The sequence below is a fragment of the Arthrobacter sp. U41 genome (genome assembly GCF_001750145.1).
Lineage (GTDB): Bacteria > Actinomycetota > Actinomycetes > Actinomycetales > Micrococcaceae > Arthrobacter.
Genome location: NZ_CP015732.1, coordinates 2,492,247 through 2,507,623, shown reverse-complemented (window position 1 = coordinate 2,507,623; position 15,377 = coordinate 2,492,247). Strand labels below are relative to the sequence as shown.

The following is a 15,377-nucleotide window of genomic DNA, read 5'->3' as shown; positions in this document are numbered from 1 at the left end:
TTTGGAGCCCGAAACGACCAGTTCCACCCCATGGAGGACCCCCAATGGCCTTGAGCGCATCCACCAACCTTCCGCACAGCGTTGACCGCGTGACCGCAGTCTTCGTGAATGAGGACTTCCTTCGCCACACCAGTGAACTCGTTGGCGGGACGCTTGAGTCCTTCGCGGTCGACGGCGACACGGCCGGGGCCTTCAGCACCACGACCGTGCGGACCATCCCGACCACCCGGATGCCTGACATGGCGCGGAAGTTTGTTGGCGAGAGCCTGACGGTGACGCAGCTGGACAGCTGGGACGCCCCCGGCGCCGACGGCTCGCGGCTGAGCAATATCACCCTGAAGGTCTCCGGCGCGCCGCTGGACGTCAACGCCGTCCAGCGCCTGGTCTCCGTCGGCGGCCACACCCGGATCGAGCTGGAGGGCACCGTCACGTCCTCGGTGCCGTTCCTGGGCGGCAAGATCGCCGAAGCAGCCGAGCCGATGGTCGGCAAGGCCCTGAACATCCAGTCCACCCAGGCCCAGGCCTGGCTCGAAAGCCACTAGCACGTGGAGCTGCCGGCATTCCTTGCCATCGTCCTGATCGTGGCCGGCCTCTGGTCCCTGGTCGTCTGGCCGCAATTCCTGCGCCGGGTCATGAAGGATGCACGGTCCCGGGACGCGAACGGCAAAGCCACACGTTTCCTCACGGTCCACGTCGTCCTGGTCAGCATTTCCATGCTGCTCGGGGCGGCGACGGCGGCCATCGGGATCGCCGGCCTGCTCGGCTAGACGGGCAGGCCGGGTTCGCCCGGACGGAGCCGGGCCGGATCCTGCCGGGTACCGGAAGGGTACCGGCCGGGCCTGAGTCCGGCGCGGCCCCCCGCTAGTGGGGTGCCGTGGTTTCCGGTGCCAGGGCCTGGGCCAGGGCGTCTTCTGCCGCCACCCAGGAAATCATGGCGCACTTGACCCGGGCGGCGTATTTCGAAACGCCTTCAAAGGCTGATGCGTCGCCGAGGATCTCGGGGTCCGCGGCCAGTTTCCCCCGGGACCGCAGGACTTCGCGGAAGTTGTCGATGACCGTCGTGAAGCTGCCGACGTCCATTCCTTCGGCGAGGTCGGCAAGCACCGAGGCCGAGGCCATCGAAATCGAACAGCCTGCCCCGTCCCAGCGCAGCTGGGCGACCTTGCCGTCAGAGACCGCCACGCGGACGGTGATCTCATCCCCGCAGACAGGATTAAGCTGGTGGGACTGCCCGGACGACGCCCCCGCCGGAACCGGGGTCTCCGCCAGTCCGCTGCCGGTACGCAGTTTCGCGTGTTCGAGAATGATCTGCTGGTACAGCTGTTCAAGGCTCATGCGGGAAAATCCTTAAGCTCCAAAGTAGGCTCGGACCTCGGCGACAGCCGCGAGGAAAGTGTCCACATCGGACGTTGTGTTGTACAGGTAGGTGCTGGCCCGGGTGGTGGCCGTCAGGCCGAGACGGCGGTGCAGCGGCTGCGCGCAGTGGTGGCCGACCCGGACCGCGATTCCCTTGCTGTCCAGGTACTGGCCGACGTCGTGGGCGTGCACACCGGCGACGTCGAAGGAGGCGAGGCCGATCCGCTCCTGTCCCGGGGCCGGTCCGAGGACCCGGATGCCGGGGATCGACGCGAGACCCTCGACGAGGCGCTGCCCGAGCAAGGATTCCCAGGCGTGGATGCGGCCCATCCCCGTCTCGGTGAGGTAGTTCGCCGCCGCGGCGAGGGCGATGGCCTGGGAGACGTTCTGGGTTCCCGCTTCAAAGCGCTGCGGGGCAGGCAGGAATTCGGCGCGCTCCATCGTTACCGTGGTGATCATCGATCCCCCGCTGAGGAACGGCGGCAGCGCGTTCAGCAGTTCGGACCGGCCGTACAGCGCGCCGACGCCGGTGGGCCCCAGCATCTTGTGCCCGGACAGGACCGCGAAGTCCACGCCGAGGTCCTTCACATCCAGCGGCAGGTGCGGCGCGGACTGGCAGGCGTCCAGTACGGTCAGGGCCCCCACCTGGCGGGCCATTGCCACCAGCGTCTTGACCGGGTTGATGGTGCCCAGGACATTGGAGGCGTGGCTGAAGGCGAGGACCCGGGTGGCCCCGGTGATGATGCCGGCGGCCGCCTCGAGGTCCAGCACGCCCGCGTCGTCGACGGGGATGAACCGAAGGGTCGCACCGGTCCGCACCGCGAGCTGCTGCCACGGGATGAGGTTGGCGTGGTGCTCCATCTCGGTGACGACAATCTCGTCGCCGGCCCCCAGGGCGAACCGGGCCGCCTGCGCCCCGGCCCCCGGCAGGGAGGAGTTCAGGAACGCGTAACTGAGCAGGTTCAGGCCCTCGGTGGCGTTCGCGGTCCAGATGATCTCATCGGCCCGGGCGCCCAGGAAAGCGGCAAGAGTGTCGCGGGCGTCCTCGAAGGACTCCGTGGCCTCGACGGCCAGCAGGTGGGCGCCGCGGTGAACGGCGGCGTTCCGCTGTTCATAGAACTCCTGCTCGGCCTCAATGACGGACACCGGGTTCTGCGAGGTTGCCCCGGAATCCAGGTAGATCAGGGGGTGCCCGCCCATGGACCTGGAGAGGATGGGGAAGTCGTTGCGGATCCGCAAGACTTCATCGTCGCTCAGTGCAGGCGTGAGCAGGGCCTGGGACTCTGACGTCGCCGCAAAAGCCACGCTGGCCTCCTCAGATCGGGGTTAAAAGGACTACTGTCCATCATCCCACGGAACGGCACGCCAGATTCTGCGGGCGATTTGGCAGGTGTTTCTGCGGGTGCCCGCCGGGCCCCTCAGGCCCGGTGCGAATCGCCGCCCGTGTCGATAAGATCGACCCGCCGGCTGACGCCCAGTTTGGCGAAGACCCGGTAGAGGTGTCCTTCCACGGTCCGCTGGGAAACGCAGAGCCTGCTGGCGATCTCGGCGTTGGTGGCACCGCCGGACACCAAATCCAGGATTTCGGTTTCCCGGGCGGTCAGTTCCGCATCCTGCTCGGGACGGACCAGGTCGATGTGGGCAGCCATCCCGGCAGCAGTCATCCGGTTCTGGATCTTCCGCTGGACCGCCAGCAGCTTCCGCTTGTCCGTGGTTTCGGCCAGGCACCGTTCCGCCTGCTGCGCCGCTTCGAGGGCCAGCAACACGTAGCCGGCACGCAATGCCTTGTCACTGATCCGGACGAGTTCGGCGTCGTCAGCCTGCAGCACTGCAAGCGCATAGTCGTGCAGCATCCCCGCTTCCCTCCCCTCGACCGCGAGGCTGCTGAGGGCAAGACCGTCCGCCGCTTCGGTATCTCCGCGGCGCACGGCAAGCCGTCTGATATCCGTCTCGACCCCCCGCAGTCCCTGCCGTTTGGCCTCCGCGGCCAGGCCGGTGAGCCTCTTGCTGACATCGCCGGCCCCGCCCGGTGATCCGCTGGCCGCGGTTGAATAGGCTTCGGCGAGCAGCGGGACGGCCCCCGGCCCCCGGTATCGGAACAGCCGGAAAGCGGCCGCGTGCTCCTCGGCCTCCTGCGCCTGGCCCACCACGGAGGCGGCATAGGCTGCCACGGCATGGGCTAGCGGCAGCAACTCCCAGGGATCGGCAATCGTGAGTTCCTCGACGCCAAGAACGAGTTCGGCAATGCCCTCGGGCATGCGCCCTTGACGGACGCGGGCGAGGCCCCTCATCAAGTGCAGGATGCCGCCGCTGAGCAACAGCCTCGACGGGTAAAGGGCCTCGTACTCATCGAGGGCAGTGCCGAGCGCCTCCCATTCCCCGGCCCAGTTCAGGCTCAGGCTGTAGCGCACCAGCAGGTCTTCGTAAACGAGCGGCAACGCCATGTCCCAGCTTTGCGCCCCCTGCCAGGCGTCGCGGGCGAGCCCGATGCCCTCCACGACCCTGCCCTTGGCGCAGAGCAGTTCGGCGAGCAGCGACTCCGCCGGAAGTTTGATTTCTGGCCGCTCCCCTGCGGCCACGACCAGCCGGCTCAGTCTGCCCTCACGGTCCTCCTGGCCGGCGTTCAGCTGGCTACCGGCGATCCCCGCCGCCGCGGCAATCGGAGCCGGATCCAGCCACGACGGCCCCGCCGCGGCTTCCCCTGGCGAGGCCGGCCCTCCGTTCCGGATCCGGCCGACGCCGGGTGCCGCGCCGGCGGGTGCTGCGTCCGGAGGTGCCGGTGCCTTTGCCCGTCCCCGCAGGCGGCCGGACAGCAGCGCCGCCAGAAGGCGAGATTCCTCGTTCGGGGCGGGTTCGGAGAGCTGAAGGAATTTCGCGGACTGCTCGCGGTCGCCGAGCAGATAGCGCGCGTAGGCCATCTGCAGCCGGGCCTCGGGAACCAACGCAGCGTCGGAAATTGCCTCAGCGGTCCTGAGCGCCGCCGGGGCATCGAGGGCCGCATTGGCCGTGGACGCCGCCTTGAGGAGCTGGTCCGCCGGGACCACGGCCCCGCAATCCAGGGCCCACCGAACCCGGTTCAGGAAGGCGTCCGGGGGCACAAACGTTCCCGACGGCAGTGACACGAAGCTGGCACGCAGTCCCGCGCTTCTGCCCGCCGGAACCCAGCGGCGGATGATCTCGCCGATCAGGGGGCTTGCCGGACGCACCGTCCGGTCGGCGCCCCGCGACACGCTGATAATGCCGGCCCTCTCCAGCGCGTCGACAGCCTTCGGGCCGCCGAATCCCAGCAACTGGCCGAGCGAAATTGGTCCAGCCAGCGCCACGATGGCGGCAGCAGTCCGTTCCTCGGGTGACATCGAGCGCAGTTCATGGCCGATCAGGTCAGCGACCGGGATATCGGCCAGGGCGGGAGGTGAGAGCAGGAACCAGATGCCACGGCGCAGTCCCAGCGCCCCGGTCTTCCGGGCGTGTTCGATCAGGGAGAGCAGCATAAACGGGTTTCCGGCGGAGGCGTCCGCGAACACCGCGCTGGCCCAGGGCGAGACATCGGCCCGGAGTACCTGCTCGCAGAGCTGGTGCACCTCGGCCCGGGTGAGCGGCTCCAGATCAAATTTCGCCAGGATCCCGTCATCCCAGAGGGCCAGGAATTCCTCGGGGATCAGCAGGCCCGGCCGGCAGGTGGCCAGGACGCTGGCAGCCCCGGTGGCTACGGCCTGGGCCACAAGCTGCGTCGTCCCGCGGTCCAGGCACTGGGCGTCGTCGATCACGAAGAGCGGCCTGCTGGGCTGGGATTTGATACTGTCCGTCACGGCCTTAACGACGGCGGAGTACGAATCCAGGTCGTGCGCGGGCAGCTGGCTGAGATAGGGCGACAGCGCGCCGAAGGGCACGGCCGACAGGGCCGGGGTTGCTGCGAGTCGAATCACCGCCGTGTTGGGCCGGAGTTCCCGGATGACCGCCCTGGAAACGGCGGTCTTCCCGGTCCCCGGGTTGCCGACGATGAGGGCGCCGGACTTCACGCCGTCCCGCAGGCACCTGACAATGTCCTTGACGACGCCGGACCGTCCAACCAGCGTGGCTGACTCAGTCAGGCTTTCCACCTGCGACCCTCCCTGCGCCGGCGCGGCGGCTCACGGACGGGCCCGGAGGATGGTGGGCCGGCTCCGCTAACCGAGGCGGGCGTGTTCCGCTGGTCCGGCGATGACATCTTTGAGCTCCGACCTGCTCGCGACGTGGAGTTTCGCATACACCTGGTAGAGGTGTCCCTCAACCGTGCGGACGGAAACGTGCATCTCGTCTGCGATCTTCCGGTTGGAGGTACCCGCGGCGGCCCTGACAGCCACCTCGGATTCCCGGGCTGTCAGCGTCGAGGTCAGCAGGGACAGCACGCCGTTCCTGGGGTTGCCGAACCGGTCCTCCAGGGACTGCTGGGTGCGCTGGGCCATCCGGAGCGAGATACGGTTCCCGGCATCGTTGGCGCAGCTGACAGCTTTTCTTGTCACGTCCCTGGCGAAGACTGCGTGTCCGGCCGCATCGGCGTCCTTGGAGGTTGCCAGCAATTCCTCGCTGTCGGCATCCTTCAGCCCTTCCGCGAGCCGGGAGCAAAGGCCGGCGAAGTGGCCCGTGACCTGGCCCGCCAGGTCACTGAGCTTCTGGCTGGCCTGGCGGTCTCCCAGCCGGGCCACAGCGGAGAGAAACTGGAGTCCGGTGGCGAGCGCGGAGGCTTCAGTGTCGATGTCGGCTTCAAGCTTCAGCGCGCGGAGCGCCTCGGTCTTTTGACCGATTTCCGCTTTTGCGGACAGCTCGAAGTAGCGCGTGATCCGGTTCACCAGCCACGACGCCCGCGGCATTGGCTCCTCAAGATCCAGCAGCAGGGCCCCGGCTTTGTCCTCCTCGCCCTGGAGTGCAAGCGCGTAGGCGCAGGCTGCCGTTGCGAGTCCGGCAACAGCATCCGGATCGTGCACGCTGAGCTGCCAGACTCCGGATTGCAGCCGCGGAAGGGCCCGGGTGAGATGACCATGATGGAGGTCGACAATCCCCTGACCGATCTCGAACATGCCGCCAAGCCTGGCCTGCTCGTCCCAGGACTCCGAGGTGCCCGCGATGAAGTCCCCGGCCTCCCGGAACTTTGCCGACAGCAGCAGGAGCAGCAGGAACCTGCCCCTGATTTCGCGGATGGTGACGTCGGCCAGATCCAGGGCGGCAGCGGCGACAATGACCTGCCGGCCCAGCCCCACGGCGCCGAGGATGTCGCCGGTGACAGCCTGCGCCTCAGACAACAGGCTCGCCGCCATGATCTTGGCTTCGCTGCCCAGATCGGTGGCATCCGCATGCGGGAACATCTGCAGGACATCACGGTACCGGCCCTCAAAAACGGCCAGTTCGGCATATGCCAGGCGCACCCGCTCCGCCACGGAGCCACGCTTCGTGCCGGCGTCCGCGGACATCGTGACCCGCAGTTCGATCTCCTGCAGCCGGGCCAGTGCGCTGCCCGCCGCTGCGGGGCTGCGGCTGTCCAGTTCCGCCCACAGCAGCTGCAGTGAGGCCCATTCATCCAGTGCCAGGCCCTCACCGGCTCGCTGTTCAACGTCGGTCAGAATCCGGCGGGCTGCTTCGTCGTTGTGCAGGGTGATGAATGCCCGGGCAGATTCGACGGCCACGTCCGTCAGCTTTTCCCGTCCGTCGATTTCCCGGGTGAACCTCAGGGCGGACTGCGGATCGGACGCCTTGTTCGCGAGGCGCGCCGCGGCCAGGGCGAGCTTGGGATCGACTTCCTCCCCGCAGTCCAGTGCCCATGCGACGGCGGTGGAACCCGTGTATTCGTCCAGGTCCAGGTCTTGGAGCACGGCGCCCAGCCGGCGGCGAAGCTCGGCACTGCGGCCGGGCGGAACCACGCTGGCAACGATGCCGGCGGTCACCGGATTGGCGATGCTCACCATGGGCGGATGTTCATGGCTGACGCGGATCAGCGCCCGCTCCTGGAGGGTGTCGATGTCCTGCGCCTTGGACACGTGCATCAGGGTCTGCAGGGGCAAAGCTCCGGCGAGCGACAGGATTTCAAACACGTCGCGCTGGCCCGGGCTGAGCCGGTTGAGGCGGGCCTTCAGCACATCCCGGATCTCACCTGCCAGAGCCACCGGGCGGTCCCCCAAAACCCAGGAATCCTCATGGCGGACAATCGTTCCCAGTTTGATCTGTTCCCGGGCCAGGGAGTGCAGGAAGAGCGCATTGCCGCCGCTGGCGTTCCAGAGGGCACGTGCCGCGGCGTGGGAAAAGTGCCCGCCGTACTCCTGGGCGAGGCTGTCCGCCGTCTCGACGAAATCGAAGGGGCCAAGGTCCACCCGGCGCAGCAGGTCGTCCTTCCAGAGGCCCATGATGTCGCTGCCCAGATTGGGCAGGTCCACGCACGCCGCGAGCAGCAGGACATGGCCGCCGGCGCAGAGTTGGGCAACCATCATGGTGGAGAGCTCGTCCAGGTCATGGGCATTGTCCACGAAGAGTACGACGCTGCGGCCCTGGGCACGGGTATGGAGCAACTGGGTCAAGCCCCGGAGGACCATCAGCGGGTGCTCGAGGTGGGAGGCATCGAGATCGTTGAGCAGGACGCTGAGGGCGCCGTACGGGAGCTTCGAGGAGATGGAGCTGCCCCTGATCTGGACTACCAGGAACTCGTCACCGAGCTGTTCGAGGGCGCGCTGGGCGATAAAGGACTTGCCGGCCCCGTGTTCCCCCACTATCACTGCCCCGCAGCCCGATCCCGAGGTCAGGGCCGCGACTACATCAGTAACGGTTTTGTGTCGCGTGAAGTGCTTCTCGTGCCACACCTTCCCCTGGCGTTGGGCGGCTGAAATCGCATCTGTTCTGCCGCTGCCCGCAGACAGGCCGGCTTCTTGCTGAAACATGAGAGAGACCTTCGCAATCAAAGTATTGACTACCGATAGGTCCAACATATTGACCGCAGGAAAATTCGGGATGCGTATGCGCTACTCGATTACAGGCGTAGGGGCATGACCTGGGCTACGTGGGTGTACTCAGGATCTGCGGGTCTCGAAGGGTTCCAAACCAAGTAGTCCGAACCGTCACGCCCGCCCGGAGACGCGATGCCCGACCACGCGGGTGTCCCTGCGGGCGAAGGCTCGGGAGGGCTGCCGTCCCGGCCAGATTCTGCTTCTCGGTGCCGACACAGTCTTGGCACGGCCGCCCGGCCTGCGGGCGGCCGAGCCAGGACTGCGGCCACTGAAATCTTAGGGAGCCGACGGCGGCTGGGGGGAGGAACCTCGGTCTCAGAAGGTTCCGACGCCGTCGGCTCCGTCAAAGGGGTTCACGCACAGGGCGGGAACCATTCGGGAGACCAATTTGGAAGAATTTTAGTATCTATGGCACCAGAACTGATCATCGTCCCCACGCCGGCGATCCTGGCAGCTTCATCGAAGGGCCTGGGCCGCATCCGCGTTGATGGCTCCACGTTCAAAGTCCTTTGTCGGGTGGTTCCTGGTGCTGACTACAATCTAGCGAACCGGACGCCAGCGGCACACCGGTAGTCCGTACTCGAATTCGTGACGGGTTGCGAACGAACCATGATCGAGGGTACTTGCCACGACGGCGGGCTTCCGACGCTGGCTCGGTCCGGCTACGCGGTCCGCTTACCCGTCCGGCCCGGAGCCTACTTGCCGGACCCCGCGAGTTACGCACGCCCGGTGCGGAAAATGGAGTGGATCCGCCAGGGCGCCGCCGGGAGACCGCAGCGCAGCGGCACAATGGCGCAACGGGGGGACCGGAGAACGTCAGTCGGCTAAGCGGGGGACGCTCCGGGCAGCTGGTCCCGGCCTTTGACGTTGAGCTTGGCATAGCTTCGGTACAGGTGGCCCTCGACTGTCCGGATGGACACCTGCAGTTCGGCGGCAATCTGGCGGTCGCTGAGGCCCCGCACGGCCAGTGCCACGATGTCGCGCTCACGGCGGGTCAGCAGACCCAAGGCGTCGGTCTCGGGTTCCTGTTCGAGGCCGTTGGCGCTGTCGGCCCTGTCCAGGCAGCGCTTGCGCTGGGACATTGCCATGCGTTCCCTCAGGGTGTCGCCGGCTGCCCGGTACCCGTTCGCAGCGGCGTCATAGGCCAAAGCCGCGAAGCCCCAGAGCTCGGCATCCTCGCAGCTTTTGCCAGCGTCCAGGTGGTCCGCCGGCAGGTCGGTTCTGATCGCCGCCGCGTAGCGACAGATCGCGGCCGGCCTGGGGCCTTCCAGCCCTGGCTGCAGTTCCAGCAGCCGGAGAGCTGCGTCCCGGTCCCCCAGGGCCAGGCAGAAGGCAAGCGAGTCGAACTCCACGCCTGCGGTGGAATCGTCGCCATCGGGCCGGCCCAGTGCCCGCAGCTCCTCGACGGCGCCCGGGTAGTTGCCGAGGCGCGCTTTTCCGTAGGTGACCGCCATCTGCGAGAGGAGGCGCAGGTAGCGTGACACCGCCCGCGGTGCGGCTTCGTAGTCGGCGAGGAATGCCGCAGCCCTGTCCTTGGCGCCGACTTCCGCGGCGGCGGCGAAAGCCATCGAGGAGGCCAGGGCGAAGAGCTGCTGGGGATCCGCGAGCCGCAGTGATTCCAGGGCCGCGCTCAGGGTGTTCAGAGCCTGGGCGGCCTTGCCCTGGTACAGCAGGATGATCCCGCGCGCGGCGTGGACTCCCCCGCCGAATGTGATGAGGTTTGGTCCCGGTCCGGCGGCGACGCGTGCCAGCAGGGATTCTGCGGCTTCCCAGTCGCCGCCGTGGATCACGGGCGCTGCTGCCCGCGCCACAAGGAATTCGGCCAGAAAATACAGGTCGTCGTGCCCGGAGCCCGCGACGTCAAGAGCCTCGGACACCGCCGCGAACGACTGCTCCGATTTGCCCTGCACCAGGAGCAGTTCCGATTTCAGCGCCAGCCTGAAGGCTGCTTCAGGGGAGTTGGCCGGCGGATTCGGCAGGGCGGGCTCCGCTTCGGTTCCCGTGCCGGCACCGTCCGGGTTTTCGCCTGCAAGCGCGAACACCATGGCGTGCATGGTGGCATAGCGTTCCCTGGTGGCCGCGAGGATTTCCTCGGCGTCGTCCGGGTTCTCCCTGGCCAGCCGCTCCCCTGCCTCCAGGAGTGCGCCGGCGCGGTCCATGATGTCGGTGGGCGTGTGGCCGAGAGCGGCCAGCACCGAAGCCCACATCAGGGTTCCGGTGAGGAGGACAGCCACACTGTGTCCCTTGGCGAAGTCGGCCTCCAGGATGTCCCGCGCGGCAGCATAGTCCGAGGTATTGAAGTAGGTCCGTGCCGTCACCGTCCGGGCCGCCACCTGCAGTTCAGGGTCCTTGACCAAAGCGGCGGCCTTGCGTGCCAGTTCGTCCTGATAGAGCCGGCTGGCGAGGACCGCGGCACGCAGCAGCTGACGGTCGTCGACTTCAGCTCCGCATTCCAGCGACCAGCTCACCTGGCGCAGCAGGCCTTCTGCCGACGTCAGCTCGCTGTCCATCAGCCGCAGCAGGCTCTGCCGGAGCTGGAGGCTGCGCGCCGGCGAGATCAGGTTGCGCAGCGTGTCCGCGTAGATCGAGTGCCACAACCGCAGTTGAGGGTGGGGCGATGGCGTAACGCGGATCAACTCGTGTTCGATAAGGGCAGCAACCGGGACCTCACCCACCGTCGACTCAATGAGCTCGCGGGACACTGGCTCGGCCAGGGCGATCAGGTTCAGGGCTTGGCGTTCTTCCGGCGAGCGCCGCAGCAACTGCCGCCGCACCACATCGGTCAAGCGGTCCCCGTGGCTGTTGAGGGGACGCCCGAGCAGCCACACCCCGTTGCGTTGCAGCAGTGAGCCGTCACTCTTCGCGTCTTCGATCAACCCGTTGAGCAGGAGCGGGTTGCCCTCGGACGCTTCCCAGAGGACCTCGGCGACGTTCGGCAGGATCTGGGGACCGAGTTCGTGTTGCAGGATTTCGGCCGTCTGTTGCTGGGTTAGCGGACGAAGGTCGAGGCGTTCCGCTATGCCTTCAAACCACAACTGAAGCAGCGGCTCCGGCAGGCCCGGGCGGGTGGCCGAGGCCACCAGCAGCTTGGCCCACCCCGCGGCGGCGAGTTCCACCAGGATCCCTGCGGTCGACTCATCCAGGTCATGGGCGTCGTCCACGATCAGCAGCAGGGGCTTCTGGGTGACGCCGCGCTCTTCCTCCAACCGGGACCAGAAGGTTCTGAGCACCGCGAGCTGCGAGGTGGCATCCTGCACGGGCAGGCCGACAATGAAGGGACCCAGCACCCCGTACGGAACATTCGCCAGCGAAGGGCTGCCGTGGATAAGCACAGGGGTCACAGTAGTCTGCAGTTCCTCCACCACGGCTTCCAGAAGCGTGGATTTGCCGATCCCGCTGTCCCCGAGCAGCAGGACCGCGACGTGGGTGCTGCCTTGGATGGCCTCCACCGCCGAGCGCAGGTCCTCCGTCCGCCCGGTCAGGGCTCTGGACACTTCTGTCGCATCGGGGGCGGCTGCGCGCTTCCTAGATAAGTCCAAGCAGATCACTTCGCGAAGAAACTCCCAGCTTGGTGAACACCTGGTAGAGGTGCCCTTCCACTGTTCTCACTGAGATGCCGATGGCCAGGGCTATATCCTTGTTCGAGACTCCGTTTCCGGCAAGGGTGGCTATCTGCCGCTCCCTCTCGGTGAGGAGCGGCCCCTTGTTCCTGGGCGTGATCGGCAGGGCGGGCAGGGAATCCGCGAGGCTTTCAAGGATGGCGTGTGCGGCACTGGCCTTTCCGCTCAGACCAGCAGCCTTGGCGAAGTCGAAGGCGAGGGCGGCGCATCTGGCCTGGACTGCGTCGAGTTCCATGGCCGCGGCCTGGGCTGCGGCTTCCAGCATGATGGCGGCGTCTTTCTTGCGGCTGCCCACGGCTACGGTCCGGGACAGCTCCGCCAGCGGACCCTGCCGCAACCCGGCGATCTCCTCCATAAAGTGGAAGTCCCGGGTGGTGCCGTTGACCGTCGCGCCGAGCATGAAGATGCCGGCCAGGGTGTAACGGCCGGCCCGGTAGTGTTCCTCGGCCGCGCGCACCAGCCGGTCCTTCGCCTCCGGATCACCCAGCCAGCGTGAGGCCATGTCCATGCAGAAGTCCGCGGCGCTTCGGACCGTGAAGCGGGCGGGGCCGTCCGCTGAGCGTGCCCGGTCCAGGTAAACGGTGGCCTGCACGGAATTGCCGGTCTGGGCGTAGGCGAAGGCGGTCGCTGCGTAGGCCTGCCGCAGGGAGTGCAGGCTGGCCCGGACTTCGAGCTGCGCGATCGCGGCCAGGAGCGGGTCGAGCGCCATATAGCCGCGGCCCGCGTAGACGTATGCAAGTCCAACCGCAAGATCAGTGGCCGCGCTGCCCGAATGCAGCCCGTGGCCGGCCCGGCCGCTGGCGTCCTTGAGCATGTCGATGCTCTGGCGCCACTGTCCGGACAGCAGCAGCACGTTGAAGGACCGCCAGGCGAAGTTTTCGCGGATCCTCGGAACGTTGGACCATTCCCCCAGCTGCCCGCCGATGTCACGCATCAGCTTGCGGGCATCGATTTCCTTGCCCGTCATGCAGAGGGCTTCCATCAGGATGATCCCGGATCTCAGCCGGTGCACCGGATCGATGTCATCCACGTCCGGCGAAGCCGCCGCGTTGAGCCGTTCCATCATGGGCGCGTAGTCACCGACGAAGGAGAGGTAGTTGAATTCGCAGAGGTCCAGGCACCAACCGGCGCTCGCCAGTTCCCCGGCTGAGGCCGCCGGCTGGAGCTCACCGAGTTCATGGAGCCGCAGCCGGGCCCGGCGGATCAGTTCAGGAACCTGTCCCGTCCGGTCCTCGAGCCACGACATGCAGTCCGCCTTCGCGGCGATCAGCTCCGCGTATGCCTCCGCGCCGAGGGTGCTGAGCTGGGCCTCGGAGACGTCGTCCAGGGCAGCCATGGCCTGCAGTGGGAGCCCCAGCTGAAGGTAGGCGGCGGATTTCTGCAGCTGCCCTTCGGTCCATTCCGGATCCTCCGGGGTCAGGCTGTCGGCGCATTTGAGCGCAAACTTCGGGTCAAAGAGTTTGACGGCGGCGCCGGCGGCCGCCACGGCGTGGGCGGGTGCCAGCGGCGCATCACAGTCGTGGGTCCAGGCCGCGTAGGCCATCAGGTCCTCCACGGTGAGCTCATTGAGCTCCTCCTGCTGGTGCCCCGGCACCTTGTCCCGCAGCTCCAGCCTGCGCTCCACACTGAGCCAGTTCCGAACGATGTCGCCCAGATAGCGGTCCCCGAGTGAAACGGGATGCCGGTCCGTCCGTTCGATCACAATCTGGCCCGCGTCCTCCATGTCCGCGATCACCCCGGGGCTGTACATCCGCGCGAGCCGGGCCAGTGGCAGGGTCCGGGCGCAGGACAGCACCTCGATGAGCTCCCGGGCCACCGGTGTTTCCCGGGCATACCGTGCCCGGACGATGTCTTCCAGTGCGGTCCGCCCGTCAAGGACCACCTCGTCCACCAGGGTCCAGACGGATCCGGACAGCACCAGGTTGCCGCGTTCGATCTGCTCGGAGACTACGGCCTGCAGCAGCGTCGGGCTGCCGCCGACCAGCTGGTGCAGCTGGCTTGCCAGTGCGCTGGAGACCCTGTGCCCGAGTGCCGCCTTGAGCACCTCGAGGGTTTCGACCTCCGTGAGGTTGGCGAGCCGGACCTCGGCCAGCTGCCCGGAGGTGATGAGCCAGTAGAAGTCCGGCGGAAGGTCCGTTGTGCGCTGGGCAGTGGCGACGAGCCGTGCGGTCCGGGTCTGGAGCAGGTTGAGCAGGACACCGGTGCTCAGTTCGTCCAGGGCTCCGGCGTTGTCCAGCATAATGACGCATTTGCGCCCGGCGGCGTCGTCCCGGATCAGGGAGGTGATGCCGTGCAGGATGGCCGTCGGCGAGCCAAGGGAGCTTTGCGGCAGGCGGGCGAGGGTGAAGGCGAGGCAGCCGTAAGGGGTCGCCGACCCCGGTCCCGAGCTGCGGAGCTGGAGGGTATAGACGTCGGGGCCGAAGCCCGCGATCGCAGTGCGTCCTACCTGTGTCTTGCCGACCCCGCGGTCACCGGTGATGACCACGCCCATGCGGTCCTCCGCGAGCAGGGCACTACGGACCCGGTCGGCGTCGGCATTGCGCGCGAGACCGGTCCACCGGTGCCGGTCCAGCGGACCTGCTGCAGGTTCTTCTTCGGCGGGTGCCAATGTAGTGGAAACATTTCCCCAGCCCAGCGATTCCCTCGACATCTAGTTTCCTTCGTACCGCTTTGCGGACAGCAAAACCGAGACCGTCCGCCTAGAAGTAGCGTATCCCTATCCCCCGACATGAGAGTAGAGCGATCATATCGGCATTTCAGTACGCTTGGAAATCAATTAGGGGGTCGGTGACGACGCGTTTCGCCACCGGCGCGGGCTAAAGTACAGTGCGCGTCCGCCTAGGGTGCCTTGGCGGGGTGGAACTGCTGCTGGGCCGCAGGCAGGCCGTCGCGGACCAAAGTCTCCACAGCATCGGCCGCGGCGTCGATGAGGAACGGCAGTTCCTTTTTCTCGGAGCCGGAAAAGTCCTTCAGCACATAGTCTGCCGTGTCCATCCGGCCCGGCGGACGGCCCACGCCGACCCGCACCCGCAGGTAGTCCTTGGTGGCCAGGGCCTTGGAGATATCCCGCAGCCCGTTGTGGCCACCTTCGCCGCCACCGAGCTTCAGCTTCACTGTATTAAAGGGAATGTCGATTTCGTCGTGCACGGCGATGACATGGCCGGGCTCGATGTCATAGAACCTGGCCAGCGCAGAGACCGGCCCGCCGGAAATATTCATGTAGCTCATCGGTTTGGCCAGCACCACCCGCGGTCCGCCGATGCCAAGCCGGCCCTCCAGAACCTGCGCCCGGGACTTGTGGGACTTGAAGCCGCTCCCGATCCGGGAAGCGAGTTCGTCAAGGACCATCTGTCCGACGTTGTGCCGGTTGTGGGCGTACTCGGCTCCGGGGTTCCCGAGGCCTACGATCAGCCAGGTGTCAGTCATGGATCAG

The 15,377-nt window shown here is 67.1% G+C and carries 9 protein-coding genes; 2 read left to right on the top strand and 7 right to left on the bottom strand.

Annotation, left to right across the window (positions count from 1 at the left end):
* Positions 1-44: 44 nt before the first annotated feature.
* Together ASPU41_RS11450 and ASPU41_RS11445 are read left to right on the top strand one after the other, a co-directional pair.
* Entirely contained in the window at positions 45-542 is a 498-nt protein-coding gene (locus tag ASPU41_RS11450; protein ID WP_069951023.1) for a DUF2505 domain-containing protein, read from the top strand.
* A 3-nt stretch (positions 543-545) separates the two neighbouring features.
* Positions 546-767 carry an SCO4848 family membrane protein gene (locus ASPU41_RS11445; protein ID WP_069951022.1) on the top strand — a complete coding sequence of 74 codons (222 nt, stop codon included), beginning with the start codon at positions 546-548 and terminating at the stop codon, positions 765-767.
* A 94-nt stretch (positions 768-861) separates the two neighbouring features.
* On the opposite strand, the gene sufU is transcribed toward ASPU41_RS11445, so the two are convergent.
* The 7 genes from sufU to pth all read right to left on the bottom strand — a co-directional run bounded on the left by sufU (position 862) and on the right by pth (position 15,370).
* Complete coding sequence (gene sufU / locus ASPU41_RS11440; protein ID WP_069951021.1) at positions 862-1,335, bottom strand: Fe-S cluster assembly sulfur transfer protein SufU; 474 nt, start codon at positions 1,333-1,335, stop codon at positions 862-864.
* A 12-nt stretch (positions 1,336-1,347) separates the two neighbouring features.
* A complete protein-coding gene (locus ASPU41_RS11435; protein ID WP_231941345.1) occupies positions 1,348-2,556 on the bottom strand; it encodes an aminotransferase class V-fold PLP-dependent enzyme in 1,209 nt (402 codons plus the stop codon).
* Positions 2,557-2,774: 218 nt separating this feature from the next.
* Positions 2,775-5,456: a helix-turn-helix transcriptional regulator gene (locus ASPU41_RS11430; protein ID WP_069951019.1), complete on the bottom strand. Its 2,682-nt coding sequence runs from the start codon at positions 5,454-5,456 to the stop codon at positions 2,775-2,777.
* Between the two features lie 66 nt (positions 5,457-5,522).
* Positions 5,523-8,258, bottom strand: coding sequence for a helix-turn-helix transcriptional regulator (locus ASPU41_RS11425; protein ID WP_197515642.1), 2,736 nt, complete (start codon positions 8,256-8,258; stop codon positions 5,523-5,525).
* Positions 8,259-9,148: 890 nt separating this feature from the next.
* The gene (locus tag ASPU41_RS11420; protein ID WP_069951017.1) at positions 9,149-11,818 is read right to left on the bottom strand and encodes a helix-turn-helix transcriptional regulator; all 2,670 of its coding nucleotides are present in this window, start codon (positions 11,816-11,818) and stop codon (positions 9,149-9,151) included.
* A 31-nt stretch (positions 11,819-11,849) separates the two neighbouring features.
* Complete coding sequence (locus ASPU41_RS11415) at positions 11,850-14,594, bottom strand: helix-turn-helix transcriptional regulator (protein ID WP_069951016.1); 2,745 nt, start codon at positions 14,592-14,594, stop codon at positions 11,850-11,852.
* A 188-nt stretch (positions 14,595-14,782) separates the two neighbouring features.
* Positions 14,783-15,370 (bottom strand): aminoacyl-tRNA hydrolase, encoded by a 588-nt coding sequence (gene pth / locus ASPU41_RS11410; protein ID WP_069951015.1) that lies wholly within the window; start codon positions 15,368-15,370, stop codon positions 14,783-14,785.
* Between the last annotated feature and the right edge of the window lie 7 nt (positions 15,371-15,377).

Excerpts from the sequence above, each read along its gene's own strand:
- ASPU41_RS11450 (WP_069951023.1), top strand. The coding sequence starts at position 45 with ATGGCCTTGAGCGCATCCACCAACCTTCCGCACAGCGTTGACCGCGTG.
- sufU (WP_069951021.1), bottom strand. The coding sequence starts at position 1,335 with ATGAGCCTTGAACAGCTGTACCAGCAGATCATTCTCGAACACGCGAAA.
- ASPU41_RS11435 (WP_231941345.1), bottom strand. The coding sequence starts at position 2,556 with ATGGGCGGGCACCCCCTGATCTACCTGGATTCCGGGGCAACCTCGCAG.
- ASPU41_RS11425 (WP_197515642.1), bottom strand. The coding sequence starts at position 8,258 with ATGTTTCAGCAAGAAGCCGGCCTGTCTGCGGGCAGCGGCAGAACAGAT.
- ASPU41_RS11415 (WP_069951016.1), bottom strand. The coding sequence starts at position 14,594 with ATGTCGAGGGAATCGCTGGGCTGGGGAAATGTTTCCACTACATTGGCA.
- pth (WP_069951015.1), bottom strand. The coding sequence starts at position 15,370 with ATGACTGACACCTGGCTGATCGTAGGCCTCGGGAACCCCGGAGCCGAG.